This window comes from Collinsella sp. AM09-41 (genome assembly GCF_003473245.1).
Lineage (GTDB): Bacteria > Actinomycetota > Coriobacteriia > Coriobacteriales > Coriobacteriaceae > Collinsella.
The window spans coordinates 309,270-333,512 of the sequence record NZ_QRMJ01000002.1; the positions used below are offsets into that span (position 1 = coordinate 309,270).

A 24,243-nucleotide genomic window follows, 5' to 3' on the forward strand; every position below is an offset into this window, starting at 1 on the left:
GGCCCCATATGGGTATACTCTCGGAGATTCGACTCGATTCGCCCCCGTTGGGGCGTCAAAGGAGACTGCATATGTCCACTACCTCAACCGACCCGCGCGCCGCTGCCGCCGCGCTGCTGGTGCCCGGAACCACCTGCCACGGCTTTACCGTCGAACGCCGCGAGACCGTGCCCGAGCTCGACGCAGACGCTTACGTGCTGCGCCACACCGCCTCGGGCGCTCGCCTGCTGCACCTAGCGTGCGACGACGAAAACAAGGCCTTTGCCATTGGCTTTAAGACGCCGCCGGCCGATTCCACCGGCGTGTTCCACATTCTTGAGCACTCGGTGCTGTGCGGATCGGCCAAGTTTCCCGTCAAGGAGCCGTTTGTCGACCTGATCAAGAGCTCCATGCAGACGTTCCTCAACGCCATGACCTACCCCGACAAGACCATCTACCCCGTTGCCACCACCAACGAGCAGGATCTGTACAACCTGATGGACGTGTACTTGGACGCGGTGTTCAACCCGGCGATCTACACCAAGCCCACCATTTTTGAGCAGGAAGGCTGGCACTACGAGCTGGACCTGCCGGAGAGCGTCGAGGGCGAGGGCGAGGGCGGCTCCGCGAGCCTGCGCGAGGGCACGCTGCGCTATAACGGCGTGGTGTTCAACGAGATGAAGGGTGCGCTGTCCGACCCCATGAGCGTGCTGGACGACGCCGTCAACGCCGCGCTCTATCCCGACACTGCCTATGCGCACGAGAGCGGCGGCGACCCGCGCGCAATTCCCGCGCTCACCTACGAGCAGTTCCTGGACACGCACCCGCGCCACTACAACCCTTCCAACTCCTACATCACGCTCTATGGCGACCTGGACGTGGACCGCGCGCTGGCCTTTTTGGACGAGCGCTATCTGTCGCAGCCGAGCGCCGCGAGCCGCCGCATGGACGCTGCCGTCGCCGCCGGCGACGACCCGTCCACGCTGGCGCCCAATCCGCTGGACGTGCAGGCGCCTGTGACCTGCGAGTATAAGCGCGTCGAGATGGCCACCACGCCCGAGAACGCCCTGGTGGGCCTGGGCCTTGTGCTGGGTAGCGCGCTCGACCGCAAGCGCACAATCGCCGCGGACATCTTGTTCGAAGCGTTGCTGGGCTCCAACGAAGCGCCGGTTAAGAAGGCCATTCTGGCCGCCGGCCTGGGCGGCAACGTGGTGAGCTACACCGCGGCCGAGAGCCTGCAGCCCTACGAGCTCATCATGCTGCAAAACGCGCAGCCCGGCGTGGCGCGCGAGCTGCGCCGCGTGTTCCAGGACGCCTGCCGCGACCTGTGCGAGCACGGCGTTCCGCGCGAGCGCCTGGAGGCCATCATCAGCAGCAACGAATACGACCTGCGCCAGCGCGACTACGGTATCGCCGACGGCGTGGCCATTGCGTGCGACGCGCTGAGCACCTGGCTCTACGATGACGACGCCGCGACGCTGGCGCTCAAGTACGGCCCAGTGTACGAGGAGCTTCGTGGCGAGCTGGACGGCAGCTACTTTGAGGACCTGCTGCGCGAGCTGGTGCTGCAGAACGACCATATGGCTCTGGTCGAGCTGGCGCCGGTGGACGCCGCCGAGGGCGCAGAGGGTGCCGAGGCCGCCGAGCTGGCAGCCAAGCGCGATGCCATGACCGATGCCGAGCTGGCCGATGTGGTCGAGCGCACGGCCGCGCTGCGCACCGCGCAGGAGGCCGAGGACACGCCCGAGGCCAAGGCCACGTTGCCGCGCCTGCGCGTGTCCGACATTGGCGAGGCGCGCCCCGAGCCGCCGCTGGTCGTGGACACGACCGCGCCCATCCCCTGTCTGCGCCACGGCATCCCCACCAACCGCCTGGCCTACGCCATGCAGTACTTCGACCTGAGCTGCGTCGCGTTTGAGGACCTGCCCTATGTGACGCTGCTCTGCCGCCTGCTCAAGCAGCTGCCCACGCGCGAGCATTCGGCCGAGGAACTCGACAACCTGATCGCCGGCAAGCTGGGCTTTTTGAGCTTTACGACCGAAGTTATGACGCAGCCCGACGTGGACGGCGCGCGCCCCTACCTGCTGGTGAGCGCCGGCGCCCTGTCCGAGAAGATCGACGCGCTGGCGAGCCTGCCGCGCGAGGTGTGGTCGAGCACGCTGCTGGCGGACGCCGACGCCGACCGCGTGCGCGACGTGCTCACACAGATTCGCATTGGTCTTGAGCAGGGATTTATCAACAACGGACACTCGGCGGCGCTCGGTCGCGCGATGAGCTACAGCTCGCCTTCGGCCGTGGTGCGCGAGCAACTTTCGGGCGTGGATTTCTACCTGTTCCTGCGCGATCTGCTCGACCACTTTGACGAGCGCCTGGACGACCTGCGCGCCAAGCTTGCCGAGCTGGCGGAGCGTATCTTTGTGGCTGATGGCTGCATGGCGAGCTTTACCGGCAGCGATGAGGACTTTGACGCGTACTGGGATGCCGCGGGCGACCTGGGGCTAGGCGCGGACGCTAGTGCCGTTGCCGGCCGCGATGCGCTCGTGGTGCCGACGCCGTGCAATCGCCACGAGGCTTTTGTCATCCCCAGCGACATCTGCTTTGCGGCAAGCGCGTGCGACCCGCGTCGCCTAGGCATTGACGTGACAGGCGCTTGGGCCGTGGCTGCCAACGCGCTCTCCTACGATTACCTGTGGAACGAGATTCGCGTGAAGGGCGGTGCATACGGCTGCGGATTCCGCGCAGCCGGCGAGCGCCAGACGGCGTTCTACACCTACCGCGACCCGGCAATCGATCCCTCGATTGAGCGCGTGGCGCGCGCGGGCGAATGGCTCGGCAGCTTTGAGCCCGACGGGGCCGCCTTTGAGGGCTTTATCGTGAGCTGCGTGAGCGGCATGGACGCGCCGGTAAAGCCGTACGCGCTCACCAAGCGCCGCAACACGACCTATCTGGCCGGGCTCGATCCGCATGCGCGCGAGGAGCGTCGCGCCCAGATGCTCGCCGCCACGCCCGGTGAGCTGCGCTCGCTCGGCGCCGACGTGACGCGCATTGCGGCCGAGTCGCCCACCTGCGTCTTTGGCGGCCGCGACGTCATCGCCAAGAGCAACGCCGGCTTTAACGTCGTCGACCTGATGGGCTAACCACAGCAAGCAAAACCACTACAAAGGGGACAGGCCCCTTTGTAGTGGTTCGAACACTTGTTCTATACGTACACATGTTCTATAGTATGGGTGATTGCATCGGATCAAAATTGCAACTAGAATATAGTTGCAGAATGTGAGGCGGGATGACTCGATCCGATAAACTCATCGCCCAGCTGCTTAGCTGTCCTTCAACGTATAGATTCGCTGACTTTCTTAAAGTTATGGCTTCATATGGCTTTGAAATGGACAGCAAAGGCAAGACATCCGGATCGCGCGTTCGCTTCTACAGGCCATCAGATGGCAGGATGTTCGTAATGCACGCGCCTCATCCATCTGACGAATTGACAGCGGGGACCATTCGAAACATCGTTCGCTTTCTGCAAGATGTCGGAGGTAGTCATGAGTAACGTTTTAGCATACAAGGGTTATTTCGCCCCGGTCGAGTTCGATGCCGAACAGCATGTGCTAACAGGTATGGTCGCCGGCATTAGGGACGCAATCGTATTTGAAGGCTCCACGGCTGAAGAAGTGGAGCAATGCTTCCACGACGCCGTCGACGATTACCTTGAGTTTTGCGCCGAGAAGGGCAAGGAACCCGAGCGGGCTTTTAAGGGCTCGTTCAACGTAAGAACGGGCTCTGAGCTCCACAAGCAAGCAGCGTTGGCGGCGGCAAAGAAGGGTGAGTCACTCAATAAGTTTGTGACTGAAGCGATCGCTGCGGCGCTGTGAAGCCAACGTCGAGTCGAAGCCGCCACAAAGGGCGCCTTTGCGGCGGCTTCGACGTTTGCCCAGATAAAACCTGCCAAAATAAACCTGTCCCTTTTTGGTAGGTTTGGGAGAGGGAGCTGGGATGGATAAGGCTGAGTTGCGACGGGCGGTGATTGCTCGGCGCGATGCTCTTGATTTGGACTTGCGCGCGGCGAAGTCTGCCGCTATCTGTGCGCGGCTGATTGAGCTGCTGGGCCGCCTGGATGCCGCGGCGCCGCACACCGTTGCCATCTATGCCGCGATGGGTTCCGAGGTCGACCCAGCCGCGTTTGCCGCTGCGGCCGTCAAACGCGGCTGGCGCGTGGCCTATCCGTGCATGCTCTCGGCAATTGATGCCGCAGCTTGTGGCCAGCGCATGTGCATGCGGGCAGTTGCTGTCGACGATGCGTCCTCGGCTCCGTTTATCGCCCACCCCACGCGGGCCTTCGCGGCCATGGACATCGACAGCGACCACTTCCCTATCGTGTCTGCAGAGGCCCTCGACATGGCCATCGTGCCACTCGTAGCCTTCGACCGCGCCGGCGCGCGCCTGGGCTACGGCGGCGGCTGCTACGACCGCTACCTGCCCATGCTCTCGCCCGCATGTCAAATCATCGGCATCGCCTTTGACGAACAGCGCGTCGACCACATCCCCACCGACGCCCACGACCTGCCGCTACCCCACATCATCAGCGCCTAACGGCTGGCACGCTGCACCCCACAAAAATGAGCGTGGACAATTTCCCACTTTGGGCCTGTTCGGGGGCAAAAAACGGGAGATTATCCACGCTCATTATTCAAACGTCCGATAATCCACGCTCGTGTGTCCGAAAATCCACGCTCAACCAAATCACGTCTAAATTCCCACGCTCATCCGTCCGGATTTCCACGCTCGTGCAGCCTAACACCCTGTAACCGTCTCAGCAGGCACGCGGCACGCCGGCAACCTTGAGCTTGCGATCGAGCTTTGTCGGATCCCTTAGGTCATCCCAGCACAAGCGCACAATCTTGCAGTTATCGAGCATCGAAAGCCTCGACTCGCGCTGGCGCTCGTCAAATTGCGCCTTTGCGAGCTTGCCCTCCTCCGCCGCCTTCTCGCTTTTAACGAATCCGTCGAACTCCCCAATAATCAACCGGTCACCCACGCGCCACAAATAGTCAACGCGATACGGCCTTCCCGGCTCAACCGGATCGAACAGCTCAACTTGCAGCTCCGGAACCTGCCAGCCGCGCTCGATCATCAGCGCACGCGCCTTGGACTCGCCGCCGTTTTCCGACAAGCCGTCGGCACACCGCGCGACCCTGCGCGCCGTCACAACACCGCGACGATTCAAGCCAAGCCTGTCGACCGTCTCAACAAGATGCTCCTTCGACAAAAGCTGCTCATGGAGCGCCGAGTCCGCAATGATCAGCCCTTCGACAAACGATGCATCGACCAGGCAATCCGCAATCGTTTGATCGATATCGGTCACGGCAATATCCATCTCGCTGGCCCGTGTCCGATAAGCATACCGATGGCGAACGACTTGAGAGCCTGGCGTCGTCGATTGCGCCGGCATCGCGGCGATATGGATGTGCGTCAAATTGGCATGCGAAACCGAAAGGCCATAGACAACGGCCGCCGTATAGGAGCAAAACGTCCAGTCGGGGTGCTTTTGCGCAAGCGCCCGCACCCGATGCAGATAACGCTGCCGAAACTTGAGCTCGGACCAGTATTCCGGACGCGCATACAGTCCCGGCATGACCACCTTGAGACTTCCCGCCGCCACCCGCCGTTCAATCTGCTTTGCCTCCGCCGTCGTGCGCGCGTACACGCAGCTCATCTGCTGCTCGCATGCTTCAATGTGACTTGTGAGTCTTTGATTCGCCGTCATGTTTGCCATGTCGCCCCCAAACTCTTGGAACGGCGCAAACGTACCAGACGGTTTCATGCGAAGTCTGACCAAATGCTGTCCAGATGCTGACCAAATGCCTGACGGTTTTGGATGTTTTAGGCCAATGGCTTATATCTGCAGGTAGAACGGTTGTCGAGAGGTCCCTGTCTCCACATTTTGAGCCTCAAAAGCCACCGACTTCATTGAAAGAAAATATGCTGTGGCTCGAAACTACCTAGTTTGCGATGTAGTCCGCATGTACTCAACGTGTGATGATGCCGACGGTACGGCAGCTGCAGAAAAAATGAGCGTGGAAAATCTCCCGCTTTGAGACCCCTTGTGAGCCAAAAACGGGAGATTATCCACGCTCACGTTGCAAACGTCCGATTATCCACGCTCGTGTGTCCGGATTTCCACGCTCGTCACGCGGCGGCCACGGCGGCAGTCACGGCCACGGCCGCGACCTAGTGCTCCTCGCCGGCGCGGGCCAGGTCGTAGGGCGTGGTTTGATAGACGTAGTAGTTGAGCCAGTTGGTGTAGAACAGCTGAGCCTGGCTGCGCCAGACGTTTCGCGGCTCGGCGGTGGGGTCGTCGCCCGGAAAGTAATGCGCCGGCACCTGAGGGTTGAGCCCGCGCTTCACGTCGCGCTCGTACTCCAGGCGCAGCGTGTCGGTATCGTACTCGGGGTGGCCAAATACAAAAAAGCGACGGCTGTCGGTCGACTTGACAATGTACAGGCCAACCTCGTCGGACACGGCCACGACCTCAAGCTGCGGCTCGGCCTCCACGTCCTCGCGGCGCACATCGGTGTTGCGCGAATGCACGGCATAGAAACGGTCATCAAAGCCGCGGACCAGCGGGCTTTGCGGCTTCACCAGATAATGCTCAAATACGCCGCTCGCCTTTGCCGGCAGGTCGTACTTCTGGATACCGTAATGATGGTACAGGCCGGCCTGCGCGCCCCAACAAATGTGCAGCGTAGAGTGCACGTGCGTGGTGGACCAATCCATGATCTGGCAGAGCTCGGGCCAGTAGTCGACCTCCTCGAACGGCATCTGCTCCACCGGCGCGCCCGTGATAATCAGGCCGTCGTAGTGGATGTCGCGGATGTCGTCGAACGTGCGATAGAACGTCTCCAGGTGGCCGGCGCTCACGTGCGTGGCCTCGTGCGTCTTGGTACGCAGCAGGTCCACCTCCACCTGCAGCGGCGTGTTGGAGAGCTTGCGCATGATCTGCGTCTCGGTGGCAATCTTGGTGGGCATGAGGTTGAGGATGAGCACGCGCAGCGGACGAATGTCCTGGTGCAGTGCGCGGTACTCGGTCATGACAAAGATGTTCTCGCTCTCGAGCTGCGCGGCAGCAGGGAGGGCGTCGGGAATGCGAATGGGCATGGATGCTCCTTACGAGTCAGTTGCAGTTATGGTACAACGACCGGCCCCATCCGCGCGAGCACATCGCCCAGCGATGCCGTCAGCGGCCCAAATCACTCCAAAAGTAGAGATTACGGCATGTCCCAAAAATCTGTGGCGCTTTAGCCTAGCAAAGTGGCAACAGGACGTTACAATGGTTCGACGCGAAAAACTCGGCCGAAAGGATACATATATGTATCAGACGCGTAAGATCGGTGTGGTCGGCCAGGGCCACGTAGGAGCACATGTCGCCAACAGCCTGCTCATGCAGGGCATTGCCGATGAGCTGTACCTGTGCGATATCAACGAGGCCAAGGTGACGTCCGAGGTCCAGGATCTGCGCGACTCCCTCTCGTTTGTCCCGTACAACACCAAGATCGTCAACTGCTACGACCACTACGAGGAGCTGGCCTGCTGCGACGTCATCGTCAACGCCGCCGGCAAGGTCGCGCTGGCCGCCGGCAACCGCGACGGCGAGCTGTTCTTTACCACCGACGCCGCCCGCACCTTTGCCAAGCGCATCGTCGACGCCGGCTTTGACGGCATCTTCGTGAGCATCTCCAACCCCTGCGACGTCGTGTGCACCGAGCTGTGGCACCTGACCGGCTACGATCCCAAGAAGATCATCGGCTCGGGCTGCGGCCTGGACTCCGCCCGCCTGCGCACCGAGATCTCCAAGAAGGTCGGCGTGAGCCCCAAGTCCATCGACGCCTACATGATCGGCGAGCACGGCTTTAGCCAGCTTGCCGCCTTTAAGGCCGCAACCATCGCCGGCAAAAACCTCAACGAGCTTCAGGCCGAGAACCCCGACAAGTACGCCTTTGACCACATGGAGGTCGAGGAGCTCGCGCGTAAGGGCGGCTATGTGACCTACCAGGGCAAGCAGTGCACCGAATACGCCGTCGCCAACTCCGCCGCGCGCGTCTGCGCCGCCGTGCTGCACAACGAGCACGCCGTGCTTTCCGCTTCCACGCTCATGACCGGCCAGTATGGCGAGGAGGGCATCTTTACCTCCCTGCCGTGCGTGATCGGTGCCGAGGGCGTCGAGGAGGTCTACACGCTCGACCTGTCCGAGTACGAGCTCGAGGGCTTTCACAAGAGCTGCCAGCACATCCGCGACAACATCGCCCAGCTCGACTGGTGGGACACCGAGGCCTACGACGCAAAGTAGGCCGCTGGCTGCCGCAACCTTGCGAATCTAAGCGCGATACTAAGTGGGCCGCGCCGGAAATCCCCGGCGCGGCCCACTTTTTTGACTCACGCAGCGCCCTTGCGAATCGAAGGTGAATACTTTTCCGCGAAGTGAACGAGCAAAAACGAGCCCCGAAGCATCGACACTTTTCAGACGCCGTTTCCTGCGGTTTCGCCGAGTTTTTCCTGCAGTTTTGGCGTCAAAAAGTGTGGATGCTTCGGGGGTCCAAAATAGGTCGTTCACTTCGCGGAAAAGTATTCACCTTCGTTTTCGCGCAGACACGAATCCGGCCGCCACAATGCAAAACGGGGCCCGCGCGCAGCACAGACCCCGTCAAAAAAGATAATTCCCGGTGTCTAGTACTGCTCGATGCCCATGTAGCGACGAACCTCGGGGCTGTGGTCGAACACCTTGCCGCGGGCGGCGCGCAGCTCGCAGCTCATGTTGTAGAAGAAGATCGGCTCCAGGTATGAACGCACGCTGGCGGGCACCTCGCCCACGCCGTACTCGAGTGCATCGAGCACCATGACCGTATCGGTGTGCGTGTTGAGGAACGCCAGCGCGCGCTCCTCCATGGGGCGGCACTCGCCCGATCCGAGCTGCACAAAGTAGAACACGCCGGGCTCGGTAGCCTCGAAAGGACCGTGGAAATACTCGCCGGAGTGGATGTAGCAGCAGTGCTGCCACTGCATCTCCATGAGCGAGCAAATCGCCATGGCGTAGGTCTGGCTAAAGTTGGGGCCGGAGCCCAGGATGTAGAAGAACTTGTGCTGCTGGCAGAGCTCGGCAAAGCGATCGCCCAGCTCGGCGTTGACCTTCTCGCGGGCAGCGGGCAACAGCGCATCCATCTGCTTAAGGCCGGCGTACATGTCGGCAAGCGCCTCATAACCCTCCTGCTGGTGGAGCAGTTCGGCGGCGATCAGAGCGCCGATGCCCTGCGGTACCTCGGCCTGCGACACGCCCTCGCCCCAGGGGTAAACCCAGGTGGTCCACTTGCCGTTGTCGATCTTGGAGCCCTCGCAGTCGGTCATGGCAATGACCTCGGCGCCGGCAGCCAACGCCATCTCGCAGCCGTCAACGACCTCCTGCGTGTTACCGCTGTGGCTGCAGGCGACGACGAGCGACTTCGGCCCCAGGCTCTTGGGGGCCATCAGGCAAAACTCGCGCGCGGTGTAGACCGTCGAGGCAAACGTAGTGGCCTCGCGCTTGAGCAGCTCGTTAGCCGGCATCAGGTCGATCATCGAACCGCCGCAGGCGATCCAAAACACGTTCTCAATCTTGCCCTTGCGCTCGATAATTTCCTGAATCAGATCGTGTGCGTTCACCGTGACGCTCCTCCTTATGTGGCAGCTTTGAACGACAGCAGCTCGTACCTGCTGTCGTTCTATGTTGTTCTATTTATAGCACGCAAGCTGTCACCGGTGAAGTCATTTCACCAAATTTGTTCTATGTTGTTCTATTTATGACCGCTAGATGTCGAACACGTAGCGCGAGCCCACGATCTTTTGACGCCCGAGCAGCAGGGGGCGCTCGTCTGCATCGGTAAAGTACGCCTCCATATAGAAGAGCGGCTCGCCGACCGGCACCCCCAGCAGCGGGGCCGTCTGGGCATCCGCCAGCGCAATCTCCACGGTGCAGGGGTCGGACTTGAGCGGCGCGCGGCCCGAATGCTCGGCAACGAGCGCAAAGATCGAGTTATCGGTGAGGTCCTTATCGGCCAGCGTCTGCAGGTAGGGATGGTCGGCCAGCACAAAGGCGTTGTTCTCGAGCATGACGGGCACGCCATCCGCCGTGCGCACGCGCTCGACCACGATGAGCTCGCAGCCGGGTTCCATGCCAAAAAATGCCGCGTCCTCGTGCGTCGCCGCAACCACCGTGCGCGACACCAGGCGCGCTCCGGCCACCATGTCGTTGGCGGCGCAACCCTCGGAAAAGCTCTGGACGTCGCCTTTCTGGACAATCTTGCGCTTGAGCTTGGGAGCGCACACAAAGGTGCCCCTCCCCTGCTGTCGGTGGAGATACCCCGCGCGCGACAGCTCCTCGATGGCACGGCGCACGGTGATGCGCCCCACGCCGTAGGACTTCGCGAGCTCCATCTCGGCAGGAATGCGCGAACCGGCAGGGTACACGCCGCGCGCGATCTCGCCCTTTAGGTCGTCCATGACCTGCTGGTACAGCGGCACGGCGGACGCGCCAGCGCGGCCGGTTTTATCGTCGGTTGCCATCGTTACGCTCCATCCCGTGCATGCTCGGATTCAAACTCTCCAATCGCCGCCATAAACTGCTCGCCAAAGGCGTCGGCCTTTTTCTCGCCAATGCCGTTGACCTGGATAAGCTCGTCGCGCGTCTGCGGGCGCAGGCGGCACAGACCGCGCAGAGCCTTGTCGGAGAAGACCATGTACGGCGCCATCTCCAGCTCGGTCGAGATCTCCTTGCGCAAGGCACGCAGGCGCTCGAACAGCTCGGCATCGTCGCCCACGCGCGGGCGCTGATCCAGCTCAGCCTCCTCGCGCAGCAGATCCACCGCACGGCGGGCGCGAGCCGAGGCCTTGCGCTTGGACGCGCGACGCTTAACGGTAAAGGCGAACGCCTCATCCTCGACCTCGCCGGCACGCGGACCCAGTCCCACGACCGGGTACTGCCCCTGCGAGGTTGCCAAATAACCGCGGCCGCACAGCTGGCCGATGATGTCCTTGATGCGCCCGACCGATTCGCTCGACAGCTCACCGTAGCCGCGGTCCTCGTCCAGATGCATCTGGCGAATGCGCTCGGTGTTGCCGCCGTGGAGCACATCAGCGATCAGCGACTTGCCAAAGCGCATGGGTCGCGTGGCCACATAGCGCACGGCGGCGCGGGCCATATCGGTGACGTCCTCGACCTCGAACTTCGTGAGGCAGTTGCTGCAGTTGCCGCAGCCCTCGGCGTCGTCCGTGGCGGTGCTGCCCGCACCAGCCGCGGCAGCATGCTCGGCCGCGGCCTCGTCGCCAAAGTAGCGCAGCATGTATTCGCGCAGGCAGCCGGTGGTATTGCAGTAGCCCTCCATCTGGCTGAGCAGGCGATATCGATTCTGGAGCGCCCACGCGCGCTGCTCGTCGTCGAGCGCCTCATCGGCAGCATCGCCGCGGTCGATCAAAAAGCGACGCATGCGAAAATCGTTACCGTTCCACAGCAGATGGCAGCTGGCCGGGTCTCCATCGCGGCCGGCTCGACCCGCCTCTTGGTAGTATGCCTCGATGCTCTCGGGCACGTTGTTGTGAATCACGTAGCGCACGTTGGGCTTGTCGATGCCCATGCCAAAGGCGTTGGTGGCAACCATCACCTGGATATCGTCGTCGATAAAGGCGCGCTGGCTTTGGCGACGGGCGTCGTTGCCCATGCCGGCATGGTAGCGACCAACGTGAATGCCGCTGGGGCCCAGCGCCTCGGCAAGCTCGCCGGCGAGCTCATCGACGGTCTTGCGGGTCGAGCAATACACGATGCCGCTCTCGCTCGAATGTGCGATCACATAGTCGCGCACCCACGCGGCCTTGGCCTTGTCGCCCATCTCCTCGCAGCCAAAGTAGAGGTTCTTGCGATCGAAGCCCGTCACCACCGTCGCGGGATTTTGCAGGCCGAGCATCTGCTGAATGTCCGCGCGCACACGCTCAGTCGCCGTAGCGGTAAAGGCCGCCACGATGGGGCGCTGCGGCAGGGAATCGATGAACTCACGAATCTGCAGGTAGGCGGGACGGAAATCCTGGCCCCATTGGCTCACGCAGTGGGCCTCGTCAATGGCCACGAGCGGCACGCCAATGCCGCCGTCCGCCGCGGCCTCCTGCGCAAAGGCCAAAAAGCGTGGCTCGAGCAAGCGCTCGGGCGCCACGTACATAAGCTGGTAGCGGCCCTCGCGCGCCCGCTTGAGCACGGTGTTTTGCTGGGCCGGAGTAAGGCTGGAGTTGAGATAACTGGGGCGCGCACCCGCCGCGAGCAGCGCGCGGGTCTGGTCCTCCATAAGCGACAGCAGCGGACTCACCACAAAGGTGATGCCGGGCAGCATGAGCGCGGGTACCTGGTAGCAAATGGACTTGCCGGCGCCCGTGGGCATAACACCCAGCGCATCGCGACCGGCAAGGATCGCATCGACCATGCGGTCCTGTCCCGGGCGAAACGAGGTGTAGCCAAAATAGGCGCCGAGCGTGTCGAGCGCCGTCTGTTGCATGCTATCGGTCATGGTTTCCTAACGTCCAAGTCATCTGCCGCCGATTATACGCCGCCACGCGGACCGGTGCCGCACGGCTGCCGACCACGACATGGGTAGTCATTGGGGACGTTCTTAAACGACTAGTCAAACAAGAATATCCCTAACGACTACTCATTTAAGTCTGTCCCCAATGAGTGCAATGACTACTCCGCCGCAGGTAGAGGACGGACAGCGAGCGACGTCCAGGGCGAACAAGTTGGCATGAAAAAGGCAAGGCATAGACCTTCTGGTCATGCCTCGCCTTTTGAATGACAAATTGTCGCCCTGGGCGGCGCGCAGCGTCGGCCCGTTACGCGGTTTGGTAAAACCGCGTAACTTACATGACCATAACGTAACGCGATCCCACGTAGTACTGCTTACCCATCAAAACCGGCTCGCCATTGGGGCCGATAAAGCCGGCACGCAGGTTGAGCAGCGGGTCGTGCGGGGCAATGCCCAGCTCGGCGGCCTGCTCGGCGTTGGCGCGAACGGCCTCGACCGTGCGGTAGCCAACCGAGACAATCGGCGTTCCGCCAACACGCTCGACCTCGGCAAAAATCGACTTGTCCTCAAGATCGGCCGTCAACAGCTCACGGTAAGCGTCAAACGGCACAAAAATGTTCTCCTCAAAGATGGGCTCGCCGTCGGCCGTACGCACGCGCTTGATATGCAGCAGCAGCGCATCCTTCCGCAGGCCAAAAAACTCCATCTCGTTTTGGCGCGCCGGAACGATCTGGCGATCGACCACATGCGCGCCGGCCTTCATGCCGTTATCGGCACACAGCGCGGTAAACGTCTGCAGCGTCGAGGCGTGAAACTGGCGATTGATGTGCGGCGTGGAAACAAAGGTGCCGCGGCCCTGCTGCTTAACCAGGTAGCCATCGGAGCAGAGCTCCTCGACGGCGCGGCGCACCGTAATGCGGCTCACCTCGTACTGCTCGGCAAGCTCAAGTTCGGACGGAATACGCTCCTTGGGTGCATAAACACCTTTCTCAATCGCATCCTTGATCTCGTCGTAAATCTGCTGGTAAAGCGGTGCATTTTTGGGCGCAGGCATATCTGATCACTCTTATCAAAATATCGAAATAACTAATACGTATATAACGTCTTTTTATATGTTATCTCAGTTTGATAAAACGATACACCACATACAGCAAATCCTTACTTGCCGTCGTCCTGCTGCAGGCTGTCCTGTTCACTGAGGCGCGCCTGACGACTCGCTATGCGAGCGGGCTTGTCGGGATCGGGAACGGCCGTGGGCATGGGCTCGTCGACATGACCGCCCCACCAGCCGCCCACAAAGTTGAGCGTGTGGAACACATTGATCACGGCGCCGGGATCAATGTCGCACACTAGCTTGATAATGTCCTGGCTCTCGTAGGTCGAGACAACGGTGTGCAGCAGGTACATCTTTTCACGGCTGTATCCGCCGATGACCTCGGCGCAGCTAATACCATGCTGAAAATGGTCAACATAGGCGGTCATGACCTCATCGGCCTTGCGCGTTGTGATCTGCAGCGTCACACGGTCGTAGCGATGATAGAAGCTGTCGATGGTCTTGGTCGAAATAAACTGGAACACGATGGAGTACGCCGCGTTGTCCCAGCCAAACATAAAGCCAAAGATCGCCAGGATAAAGCAGTTGAAACCAAAGATGACACCCCAGATGGTCTTGCCCGTGTGGTTGGAGACCCACAGCGCGATAAAGTCGGTGCCGCCGGTTGATGCACCGGACTTGAGCGCGATGGCAGTACCCAGACCCGAGACCACGCCACCAAAAATGATGAGCATGATCTTGTCGCCCAAAAACGGGGCGAAATGAAAGATGTTGAGGAACAGCGACGAGAGCATGACCTGCATCATCGAGAAGATGACGAAACGCTTGCTAATGCCGCTCCAGCATAGGAGCGCCACGGGGATGTTGAGCGCGAGCATGCCGAGCGAGATGTCGATATGAACGCCGCCAAGCGAGGTAACGCGATCGAGCAGGACCGCGACGCCTGTGAGACCGCTCGGAAGCAGATCGGCGGGCTGAATGAACGCCTGGATCAGAAATGTCTGGAGAACGGCTGATATGGTGACCGCCACAGCGGTAATAGCGCGGCGAACGATGGTAAGGCGGCCGAGCACGAGCACGCGGTCCGTGAGCTGATCGATGGCGTTCGCCACGTAGGCTCCCTTCGAAGGCAGATGTAGTTGTGGGGCATGTCGGCGATTGTAGCATGGAGCGACAGAGGGCGCCTCAATTCACCCTCTCTCGACAACCAAAACGGGACCGGTAACCCCACAACCAAAGGCCCAAATTCTAAGTGAGTAGACTTTTCGCGACCTCCCGAGCACAGCCAATAACAGCCACCTCTGTGACCTGCGGTTTTACTAAGTCAGAAACGCTTTGTGCCCGGCCTGCGCCAAAAAGTCTACTCACTTAGCCCGAATCGAAGCCAAACGGATCTAAATTGATGCCAAATTAAGCCAATCTGCAGCAAATGACGCGTGAACCAGTGCTTCTCGCGGTGGATTGACACTACAGAGCGGCCAAAATGTCGGTCAGGTTGTCGATGACGACGTCGGCGGCGGACTGGTCCAGGTTGACGCCCTCATGCGGACGCAGTGCCAGGACGCGGGCGCCGGAGCGCTTGCCAGCCTCGATGCCCAACGGCGAGTCCTCGATAACCAGGCACTCGGCGGGGTCAACTCCCAGCGTCTCCATGGCACGCAGGTAGATCTCGGGGTCGGGCTTAAACGCACTGCACTCGTGACCGCTGATGGTGTAGTCCAGCACGTCGGCGATACCGGCAATCTCAACCAGCTCGTCGATGAGCTCGCGGTAGGACGAGCTCGCGATGGCACACTTCACGCCGCGTTCGTGCAGTTCGCGCATCACCGGCTCCGTCTGCTCGTTGAGCAGCTCGGCATACGGAACGGGGTGGACCGGGCTGTAGACCTGCTTGTACTCCACACGCAGGCGCTCGCGCAGCTCGACATCGTCGGGCACCAGCGCCTCCCAAATGGCAGGCTCGTTAGACCCCGAAAGATCGGGAATCTCGTCAAAGTGGAAGCCCTTCTCCTCCATAAACGCCACGCGGCGACGGTTGTAGAACCACTCGGTATCGACCAGCACGCCGTCCATATCAAACAGCACTGCCTTGATCATACGCATCTCCTCCCACCTGCCAAAAAGAGACAGGTTTATTTTGGTAGGTTTTATCTGGGGTTTTGCGGCGCAACGAACACGCCCTCCCAAAACAGAAAAGGGGACGGGGTGTAAACCCCATCCCCTCTCAATCAACCCGTAAGGTCTACTTACTTGTGATTAGTAGGAAAGCTTCCACATGTAGCGACGCATGGTCAGCGGGTGCTGACGGGCCTCGGCGATCTGGTTGCCGTACTCGCGCATAACGGCGAGGTGCAGCAGCGGGTTGAAGTAGGTGACGACGCTCGCCGGCACGGCGTCAGCCAGGCCGTAGTCCTTGGAGTCGATCAGAGCGACCTTGGCGCCCATGCGCTTAAGGAAGGTGAGGGCGCGAGCGTCCATCGGACGGGTAGCACCGTCGGACATGAAGAAGACGTAGGGCTTACCCTCGGTGGAAACCTCGAACGGGCCGTGGAAGTACTCGCCGGTGTTGTAGGCGGCGGCGTCGATCCACTGCATCTCGGTGAACAGGAAGGCGGCGTGAGAATAAGCCATCTTCTCGGAGGCACCGGAGGCCATGAAGTAGATCATCTTGTCGTCCTTGAAGTCTTGGGCGAACTGCTTGGCGAGGCCCTTGGCGGACTGAGCGGCGTTCTCGCAGAGCTCGAAGACGTTGGTGAGGCCGGTGATCATGTCCTCGTAGTGGTCATAGCCCTCGGTCTGCTGAAGGATCTCGAGAGCAAGAGCGATGGCGTAGCCAGGCTTCTCGCACTTGGCAGCGTAGTTGGCATGGAAGCCGTGAACGATGACGTGGTCGGCGTCGACGGTCAGAGCGGAGCCGGCCTTGTTGGTGAGGGAGACGACCGGGCAGTTGTGCTTCTTGGCGGTCTTGTTGGCCTCGACGGTCTCGGGCGTGGAGCCACCGAGGGAGCAGGTGATCACGAAGGTGTGCTCGTTGACCCAGGAAGGCGTGTCGTAGTTGAACTCGTTAGCGGTGAAGATCTGAACGTTCAGCTTGTCCGTGTTGTTGGCCAGGAAGTACTTGGCAGGGTAAAGGTCGGACATGGAAGCACCGCAGCCGACGAAGGCGACGCTGTGGATCTCGTGGTTGGACAGGACGTCAGCGACGATCTGCTTAGGGAGGTTAAGGTCGATCTCGTACATCTGACACATTCCTTTCGATTTTTTGCGGCGCCACATTGCCGGGCGCTCGCAGGGTTACCGTGGTTTGGACCGAGTCGCCGGCCCGTTGAGGATGTGTCAAAGGAACTGTCCCTTTGACACATCTAGGGATGGAAGCCTGCCTGGGGTATGGGATGCCAGGCAGGCCCCCGGGGAAAGCGGTTAGACGCTTGGTCGCGACTAGGCCAGGATGCCGGCCGCGGAGAGGGCGATGCCGCCCACGATGGCGATCACGAGAAGCCAACCGGTGTTGACGTTCTTCTTGATGAGCCAGTACATAAGGCCGGTGAGGCCGAGGGAGATCATCTGGGGCATCATGCCGTCCAGGATGTCCTGAATCACGACGGTGCCCTCAGCGAACTGCAGCGGGGTGGTGGCGCCGATCAGCGTAGCGATCATGCCGCCCACGGACATAAGACCCACGATGCCGCAGACATACATGAGCTTCTCCATGAGGTCGCCGCCCTGGAGCTTGCTCAGGTACTCGTGGCCGCCCTGATAGCCGATCTTGGCTGCGAACCACGTGATCAGCACAGAGGGCACGATGGAGATGAGCATGGCCAGGATCGGGCCCATGATGGAGCCCTGCTGAGCCAGCTGAACACCCAGGCCAAAGGCGATAACGCGGATGGTGCCCTGGAAGAAGGAGTCACCGATGCCGGAAAGCGGACCCATAAGGGAGGTCTTGACCGCGTTGATCGAATCGGGGTCGAAGTTCTCGGGATCCTTGGCGTACTCTTCCTCCATGGAGGCGGCGAGGCCCAGGATGAAAGCGCTCGTCTGCGGGGTGCAGTTGTAGAACGCCATGTGACGGTGGTAAGCCTCTTTCTTAGCAGCGAGCTGCTTGGGGTCGGACTCGTCCGGATAGAGGCGATCGAGCGTGGGAACCATGCCGTAGAGGAAGCCCATGTTCATCTGACGCTCGTAGTTCCAAGAGGCCTGGATGGCCCAGGAGCGCCAGAAGAACTGGCTGACCTTCTTGTTCAGGGACACGTCCTTGGTTGCGGTTGCCATAGTGTGTTCCTCCTTAGTCTTCGTCGTCTTCGAGCGGATCGTAGTCGGAATCGACACCGGCGGCTGCATGGGAACCGTTGAACTTGAAGCCCATGAAGACGACAGCCAGGCACACACCGATCAGAGCGACCGCGATGACGGACAGGTTGAGGTAAGCGGCGAGCAGGAAACCGATGAACAGGAACGGAGTCATACCCTTCTTGATCATCATGGTGAGCAGCAGGGCCAAACCGTAGGCGGTCATGATCTTGGTCGAAACGTTAAGACCAGTGGACAGCCACTCGGGAACCATGTTGACGATGGCCTGAACCAGGTCGGTGCCAACAAAGACGGCGAGGAAGATCGGCAGGAAGTACATGACGGCGTACAGACCGGAGCCGGCGCAGATGTGCATGCGATAGGCGGTCTTGAACTTTCCGTTATCGATCGCGCTATCTGCCACATGGGTGAGGGCGGCGATGATGGAACGGAACACGATGCCGAGGAGCTGACCCAGGACGGCGACCGGGATGGCGATCGTCATGGCGGTCTCGGCGGAAGCATCGGTCAGGCACGCAAAGGCAGCGGCCACGATGCCGCCCAGGACCATATCGGGCGGAACGGCGGCGCCGACCTGCACCAGGCCCATGGACACGAGCTCGACGGCGGCACCGACGGCAAGGCCGGTGGGCACATCGCCCAGCAGCAGACCGACGAGCGTAGCGCCAACGAGGGGCTGCTCGAAGTTAAGACGACCGAGCAGGCGGGAGTCCCACATGCAGAACACGCCGACGAGGCCGACGAGCACCGCACTGATGAACGTATTCATACCCTTCTCCTTTCAGTCAGGCAAAAGCCTGGTTGATTACAGCTTGGCGTCGATGTCGACGCTCTGATACGTAGGGGTCTGCTGGACATAGAGCTTAATGCCCATGTCGAGCAGCTGGTTGACGTCGGCCTTCTGGGTGGCGTCGAAGAAGACGGAGCTGTCCTTGCCGCCGACCTGTTCGGCACCGTCGTGGTTGGCGGTGGCGCCCAGGTTGATGGCGTCGAGCTTGTAGCCCTGGCAGAACTGCAGCATCTCGGCAGTGTTGCCAAAGACGAACATGACGCGCTCGCCGAGGGTGTTGAGCTTGTCCATCTTGGCGAGGGCACGCTCGACGGTGAAGACGTTCAGGCGCACGCCCTGGGGCTTGGCCAGCTTAAGAGCGCCCTTCTTGATGTCATCGTTGGCGGCAGCGTTGTCGACGACGATGATGCGCTCGGCCTGAACCTTGGTGGTCCAGGTAAAGACGACCTGGCCGTGCAGCAGACGGTAGTCAAGACGTGCGAGGACGATCTTGGCGGGACCGGAGCTGTGACGGGACGCCTTGGCCTTCTTGGCGGGAGCCGCGGCGACCTCGACCGGTGCGTTGGGGTTGGTCAGACCGGTGCGGGCCTCGTTGATGAGGGCCGCGAGCTCGGCACCCTTGACGGGGGCGGGGCTCATAGCGAGCGTCAGTGCCAGCGGAATGTTGAAACCGCTGACAACCGTGAACTTCGTGCCGTTCTTGGAAAGCTCGACCATGCTGTTGTTGACCGAGCTGCCGAGCATATCGGTCAGCACATAGACGGTGTCGTCCGCGTTGAACGTGGCGATCATGGCGTCCACCTTATTGGTGATGGGCTCCTTGTCGTCACGAGCAAGCGACACGACGTGGACGTTCGACACGTCGCCGAGAACCATCTCGAGCGTGTCTTTGGCGCCTGCGGCCAGGCCGCCATGAGATGCGAGAATGATCTGATTCATCTTGCCTCCTCCTTTTCGTTATGGTCATTATAACGTCTTATACGTTGCTTATTTTGCTAATTAGTATATAAACCGTTCGCGGGTGAAAAACGACCGTTGGCGGGTTTAACGCAATCGAAACGATGGTCTTGGGTAGGTCGGCGCTGGCTAGGCACCGCCCGGCCAAACGCCGGGCGCTACCTGCTCAAACACTCCGCCAATCCCCTATCGCACGAAGTACCAGGGGCTTTCCTGCACGGTGGGCTCCAGCGTAATGCCCGTGCGCTCGCGGAACAGATCCATGTCCTGCGATTTCTCCGTCCACCACGCGTTGGGCTTAAAGGTCATGCTCTCAATGACATGGTCGACAAACACACTGTTGCGCAGCTTGGAAAAGTCGGTGTTCATGATCACGATGGACGCGAGCACCAAAACGATGCCCAGAACCTTGATCGCACCGGCGGGCTCGGCGTAGACACCAATGCCCAGCAGCACGGTGACGACCGTCTCGAATGACATTACGACGGGAACTTTCGACGTCTCGAGCCCCATGGACAGACCCTGCATATATAAGACATAGGCCACGGCTGTGGGGATGAGTCCAAAGCCAAGGAACAGCAGCAGCAGCTGTGGCGACATTGCTGCGGCGACATCTGGCCACGGAGCCGCGATAGCCGCCATAACCGCACCGCCAAAAACAAGGCCCCAAAACGTGACAGCCAGCGGGTGGACCGTCTTGGTTGCTATCCGGCTAAACACCGCGAGCGACGCGCCACAAAAGCCCGCAATCACGCCCGACGTGACGCCCCAAACCGAAAAATGAAAACCGGAAAGGTCGCCATCGGTCACTGCAAGTACACAGCCACCGATGTTAAAAGCGATGGCAACGAGCTTGTTGGGAGTCACATCCTCGCGATAAAGTACGCGACCGAGCATGACGCCAAACACCGGCGAGGTGTAAAGCAGCACCGAGGCCGTGGACATGCCCACCTCGCCCATGCACTCGTAATAAAGCGTGTTAGCGGTGGCGAGGCCGATAATGCCAAGAAGCGCACAAGGAACAAGCTCTTTAGGACTTGCCTTGAACAGTGCCAGGGGACCCGATGCCTTTCCCTCACGAGCACCTCCCTGGCAACCCATGAATGCCAAGACCGGAGCCATTAAGACGGCACCCGACAACAAGCGAAAGGCAGCCATACTCTGGGACGTAACGCCCATGGCCGAGATGCCGTTTACAAAGATTCCGATGCTGCCCCACATAAGCGCGGCGATCAGCACCAGCACATAGCCCAGATTGCTTTTCTTCAACGCAGCCTCCTCGGTATTGTTTCCAATATGTTTCACACTACGTTATAGTCGTTATATACATTTTTCAAGGCACAAATCGGCAGACGGGAAAATCTGCTTTTCCGCTACAACCCATTAGTGCAAAGAGGCCAGGTTCATATGCACCAACTTGGTGCAAAGTAACCTGTCCCCAATGCACCAACCCCTTAACAAACACGACGACGCCGACGTTTTGGCAACGTCAGCGAGCGCCCGTCATTTGAGCCAAGGTGCCGTGAGATGAAAAGGCGCTGACCTTCTGGTCGCGCCTTTGAAATTGAACGGCAGATTGGCCAAATGCCGGGCGCGCAGCGTCGAGCCGTTACGCCGTTCGGTAGAACGGCGTAACTAGTAGTCCAGCTTCCACATGTAGCGGCGCGTCATGTAGTCCTTGTGAGTGACGGCAGAAAGCGCGCGCATATACACGTTGTTGAGGATCGGCGCAAAGATCAGGTGGTTGAAGTATTCGCTCACGCTGTCCTTGATGTCGTTGAGGCCGAGCTCCTTGGCGTCGAGCTGATAGACGCGCTCGCCACCGTACTGGTTGACGAAGCGGATGCCGCGCTCGTCGTTGCAGCGGCTGCGGCCGACGCTGATGAGCTGGAACAGCGAAGTGCGCTTGTCCAGGATCTCGAAGGGGCCGTGGAAGAAGTCACAGGTGTTGATGGTGCAGGAGTCGATCTGCAGCATCTCCTGCACGTTGCAGATGCTAAAGACGTAGGCGGCACCAAAGAGCGGACCCTGAGCCATGACGTTGATGCAGGGCTTGTCGGCGTTCTGCTCGGCCCACTTGGCAGCGAGCGGACGGGTGTACTCGACAGCCTTGCGATAGATGGGGTCGACCAAGTCGAAGGCGGCCATAGCGGCCTCGTACTCGGCATAGCCCTCGGTCTGCTGCGTAAGCTCCATAGCAATCATGGTCACGACGGCGGAGTTGGTGCGGCCCATGTAGGACTCGTCGATGGCCAGGCTGTCGTACTGGATCTTGTAGTCGCAGACCTCGGTGAGGCCGGACTCGTCAACATAGATGGCGATGGTGCTGGCGCCGTGGTTCTTGGCGACCTGGGCGGCGACGATGGTCTCCTTGGTGCCGCGCATGGACACGACGACGGCCAGGGTGTTCTCGTTGACGTAGGCAGGCGTGGCGTGCACGAACTCGTTGCTGGTGTAGCTGGAGCTCACGACCTGCGTGGCCTCGTGCTCCATAAAGTACTGGGCAGGATAGTTGCCGCCGTTGGATCCACCGGCGCCAATCCACACGACGCGCTTGATGCCGCCCTTGTCTGCCTTGTCAGCCAAAACCTGGGAGACGACGTCCTTAACCTGTTCCTGAGTAGTCATCGTGCATCAGCCTTTCTTCTCGTTTGATGCTCTCGATGGCATACAAGTTACATACATGTTTTGGTTATGTCGACTAGTTGTATGCTATATTTGTCTTAGAAATTTTGCTGGTAAAGTTTTCGGCAAGCCATTACCAGCGGTTTTGTTGTCATGTTGGATACATGCTTGGTTCTGTAAGCATACAAGTTAGATACAGGTTGTTCGCATGAGCACTTCGTCGAAAAAGAACTTGACCCAATACGAGCGTCTGGCGGCAACGCTTCGCGACCGCATTGCCGCCGGCACCTACGCCCGCGGAGATAAACTGCCGTCCGAGATGGAACTCATGGACGAATCGGGCCTGTCGCGCAGCACCGTGCGCCATGCCCTTAAGGTGCTTGTTGACGAGGGCCTGATTCGAACCGAGCGCGGGCGCGGCGCCTTTGTGGCCGACACACCGGCGCTCCACGAGAACAACCTGGTGTTTTCGAGCTATACCAAGCAGGTCGAAGGCCAGGGCATGAAGCCCACCACGCGCACGGTGGACTCGGGCTTTGCCAAAGCAATGGGCAGCGTGGCCAAGTTCTTTGACGCTAGCGTGGGCAGCAAGCTTGTCAAACTTGTCCGCCTGCGTTACCTGGACGATGCGCCACTGTGCCTGGAGACCACCTATTTGCCGCCAAGCTTTGGGTCGCTCATCGATCGCGATATCAACGGTTCGCTCTACGCCACGCTGCGCCAGGAGTTCCATCGCGCGCCGGCGCAGGGGCATAAGACCTTTGAGGTGTGCTATGCGTCGCAAAACGAGGCATTTTTGCTCAACGTCGAGCGCGGGCAGGCGCTGATCCTGATCACCGACTACGTCTACGACACCGACGGCCGTCCGCTCCATGTCTCCAAGCGCATCCAACGCACCGACCGCGCCAAATACACCGAGCCCATCGGCTAGCGCACCAAACGAGGCAAAATGTACCTAATAAACGTTTTACCTGCGGTTTTTATTAAATCTCAAGCCGGCATGGCGCAAATGCCAACATCGCCTGGCAACACTCGCCGCCCAAGCTCAACTGTTCCTGTCCAAAATATCCAGCACCGTAAATCTAAGTGAGTAGACTTTTCGCGAGCTGCCGAGCACATTCAAAACAGCCACCTCCGTGACCTGCGGTTTTACTAAGGCAGATACGCTTTGTGCTCGGCCTGCGCCAAAAAAGTCTACTCACTTAGCCCGCAAGGCGTCCCGAGGGGACAATCCAGGTCAAAATAGCGTACAAACGCCACGCTACTTGCGGCGATTTGATACCACAAGACAGCCAAAAACCTGCCAAAATAAACCTGTCCCTAAATGGTAGGTTTAGGAAGGTCGGGGAACCAGGTTGGTTTGGGCTGGTTGGGGGTGCGCTCGGCCAGGACCAGCTCCATCCAGCACATGTCGTACCAGCGGTCGAACTTTTGGGCACAGCGGTCGAAAGCACCCACCAAGCGATATCCCATATGGGCATGGAAGTCCTGGCTGTTGTGCGTTAGATACTCGTCGTCCTTGTCGTGCGGCACGGCGATGAGCGCGCACATGTTGGTGATGCCCATCGCGATCAGGCACTGCTTGAGCGCATCGTGCAGCTTGCGGCCCAGCCCGCCGTGGCGCACGTCGCGTGCCAGGTAAATCGACGTCTCGACCGACCAGTCGTATGCCTCGCGGCTGTTGAGCGGACTCGCATAGGCATAGCCTACCGGACGCCCGTCCAGCTCCATCACCAGATACGGATAGCGCTTGAGCGTACGCTCGATGCGCCCGGCGAACTCCTCAACGCTCGGCACCTCGTATTCGCAGGTAATCGCCGTCTGGCGCACATACGGCTCATAGATGGCAAGCAACGCCGGCGCGTCTTCGGGCGTCGCCAGGCGAATCGCCGGCTCGGACATCTCGGTCATACAACCCTTCTCTCTCAAAAACAAAGGCCGCC

The 24,243-nt window shown here is 60.4% G+C and carries 21 protein-coding genes; 6 read left to right on the plus strand and 15 right to left on the minus strand.

Annotation, left to right across the window (positions count from 1 at the left end):
* Positions 1 to 71: 71 nt before the first annotated feature.
* The 4 genes from DW112_RS04375 to DW112_RS04390 all read left to right on the plus strand — a co-directional run bounded on the left by DW112_RS04375 (position 72) and on the right by DW112_RS04390 (position 4,566).
* Entirely contained in the window at positions 72 to 3,116 is a 3,045-nt protein-coding gene (locus tag DW112_RS04375) for an insulinase family protein (RefSeq protein ID WP_118328417.1), read from the plus strand.
* 146 nt (positions 3,117 to 3,262) lie between these two features.
* Positions 3,263 to 3,526 carry a type II toxin-antitoxin system HicA family toxin gene (locus DW112_RS10175; RefSeq protein ID WP_084591735.1) on the plus strand — a complete coding sequence of 88 codons (264 nt, stop codon included), beginning with the start codon at positions 3,263 to 3,265 and terminating at the stop codon, positions 3,524 to 3,526.
* Complete coding sequence (locus DW112_RS04385) at positions 3,519 to 3,848, plus strand: type II toxin-antitoxin system HicB family antitoxin (protein ID WP_022094981.1); 330 nt, start codon at positions 3,519 to 3,521, stop codon at positions 3,846 to 3,848. The genes DW112_RS10175 and DW112_RS04385 overlap by 8 nt, the downstream gene beginning before the upstream one ends.
* Positions 3,849 to 3,969: 121 nt before the next feature.
* Positions 3,970 to 4,566, plus strand: a complete 597-nt coding sequence (locus tag DW112_RS04390; RefSeq protein ID WP_118328418.1) for a 5-formyltetrahydrofolate cyclo-ligase — start codon at positions 3,970 to 3,972, stop codon at positions 4,564 to 4,566.
* Positions 4,567 to 4,786: 220 nt separating this feature from the next.
* Here DW112_RS04390 and DW112_RS04395 read toward each other — a convergent pair whose 3' ends face one another.
* Entirely contained in the window at positions 4,787 to 5,749 is a 963-nt protein-coding gene (locus DW112_RS04395; protein WP_147350999.1) for a hypothetical protein, read from the minus strand.
* Between the two features lie 455 nt (positions 5,750 to 6,204).
* Positions 6,205 to 7,131 carry a homoserine O-succinyltransferase gene (gene metA, locus DW112_RS04400; RefSeq protein ID WP_006235124.1) on the minus strand — a complete coding sequence of 309 codons (927 nt, stop codon included), beginning with the start codon at positions 7,129 to 7,131 and terminating at the stop codon, positions 6,205 to 6,207.
* Positions 7,132 to 7,342: 211 nt separating this feature from the next.
* Here metA and DW112_RS04405 point away from each other — a divergent pair, with 211 nt between their 5' ends.
* A complete protein-coding gene (locus tag DW112_RS04405; protein ID WP_118328420.1) occupies positions 7,343 to 8,320 on the plus strand; it encodes an L-lactate dehydrogenase in 978 nt (325 codons plus the stop codon).
* A 377-nt stretch (positions 8,321 to 8,697) separates the two neighbouring features.
* Here DW112_RS04405 and DW112_RS04410 read toward each other — a convergent pair whose 3' ends face one another.
* The 12 genes from DW112_RS04410 to DW112_RS04465 form a co-directional block, all read right to left on the minus strand.
* Entirely contained in the window at positions 8,698 to 9,666 is a 969-nt protein-coding gene (locus DW112_RS04410; RefSeq protein ID WP_117640659.1) for an SIS domain-containing protein, read from the minus strand.
* Positions 9,667 to 9,810: 144 nt separating this feature from the next.
* A complete protein-coding gene (locus DW112_RS04415; protein WP_117640658.1) occupies positions 9,811 to 10,566 on the minus strand; it encodes a GntR family transcriptional regulator in 756 nt (251 codons plus the stop codon).
* 2 nt (positions 10,567 to 10,568) lie between these two features.
* A complete protein-coding gene (locus tag DW112_RS04420) occupies positions 10,569 to 12,551 on the minus strand; it encodes an ATP-dependent DNA helicase RecQ (RefSeq protein WP_118328421.1) in 1,983 nt (660 codons plus the stop codon).
* A gap of 346 nt (positions 12,552 to 12,897) precedes the next feature.
* The gene (locus DW112_RS04425) at positions 12,898 to 13,617 is read right to left on the minus strand and encodes a GntR family transcriptional regulator (protein WP_117640942.1); all 720 of its coding nucleotides are present in this window, start codon (positions 13,615 to 13,617) and stop codon (positions 12,898 to 12,900) included.
* A gap of 104 nt (positions 13,618 to 13,721) precedes the next feature.
* The gene (locus DW112_RS04430; protein WP_118328422.1) at positions 13,722 to 14,729 is read right to left on the minus strand and encodes a YitT family protein; all 1,008 of its coding nucleotides are present in this window, start codon (positions 14,727 to 14,729) and stop codon (positions 13,722 to 13,724) included.
* Positions 14,730 to 15,084: 355 nt separating this feature from the next.
* Positions 15,085 to 15,714: an HAD family phosphatase gene (locus DW112_RS04435; protein ID WP_158549388.1), complete on the minus strand. Its 630-nt coding sequence runs from the start codon at positions 15,712 to 15,714 to the stop codon at positions 15,085 to 15,087.
* A 159-nt stretch (positions 15,715 to 15,873) separates the two neighbouring features.
* The gene (locus DW112_RS04440) at positions 15,874 to 16,857 is read right to left on the minus strand and encodes an SIS domain-containing protein (protein WP_233503150.1); all 984 of its coding nucleotides are present in this window, start codon (positions 16,855 to 16,857) and stop codon (positions 15,874 to 15,876) included.
* Positions 16,858 to 17,055: 198 nt separating this feature from the next.
* A complete protein-coding gene (locus DW112_RS04445; protein WP_117640939.1) occupies positions 17,056 to 17,889 on the minus strand; it encodes a PTS system mannose/fructose/sorbose family transporter subunit IID in 834 nt (277 codons plus the stop codon).
* A 13-nt stretch (positions 17,890 to 17,902) separates the two neighbouring features.
* Positions 17,903 to 18,697, minus strand: a complete 795-nt coding sequence (locus DW112_RS04450) for a PTS sugar transporter subunit IIC (protein WP_006235136.1) — start codon at positions 18,695 to 18,697, stop codon at positions 17,903 to 17,905.
* A 36-nt stretch (positions 18,698 to 18,733) separates the two neighbouring features.
* Complete coding sequence (locus tag DW112_RS04455) at positions 18,734 to 19,657, minus strand: PTS mannose/fructose/sorbose transporter subunit IIAB (RefSeq protein ID WP_117640938.1); 924 nt, start codon at positions 19,655 to 19,657, stop codon at positions 18,734 to 18,736.
* Between the two features lie 204 nt (positions 19,658 to 19,861).
* Complete coding sequence (locus DW112_RS04460) at positions 19,862 to 20,944, minus strand: DMT family transporter (protein WP_117797232.1); 1,083 nt, start codon at positions 20,942 to 20,944, stop codon at positions 19,862 to 19,864.
* A 366-nt stretch (positions 20,945 to 21,310) separates the two neighbouring features.
* Positions 21,311 to 22,303: an SIS domain-containing protein gene (locus DW112_RS04465; protein ID WP_118328423.1), complete on the minus strand. Its 993-nt coding sequence runs from the start codon at positions 22,301 to 22,303 to the stop codon at positions 21,311 to 21,313.
* A gap of 205 nt (positions 22,304 to 22,508) precedes the next feature.
* Here DW112_RS04465 and DW112_RS04470 point away from each other — a divergent pair, with 205 nt between their 5' ends.
* On the plus strand, positions 22,509 to 23,231 hold the full coding sequence (locus tag DW112_RS04470) for a GntR family transcriptional regulator (protein ID WP_118328424.1): 723 nt from the start codon (positions 22,509 to 22,511) through the stop codon (positions 23,229 to 23,231).
* A gap of 389 nt (positions 23,232 to 23,620) precedes the next feature.
* Here the strand turns inward: DW112_RS04470 and DW112_RS04475 are convergent, their stop codons facing one another.
* A complete protein-coding gene (locus DW112_RS04475) occupies positions 23,621 to 24,211 on the minus strand; it encodes a GNAT family N-acetyltransferase (protein ID WP_118328425.1) in 591 nt (196 codons plus the stop codon).
* Between the last annotated feature and the right edge of the window lie 32 nt (positions 24,212 to 24,243).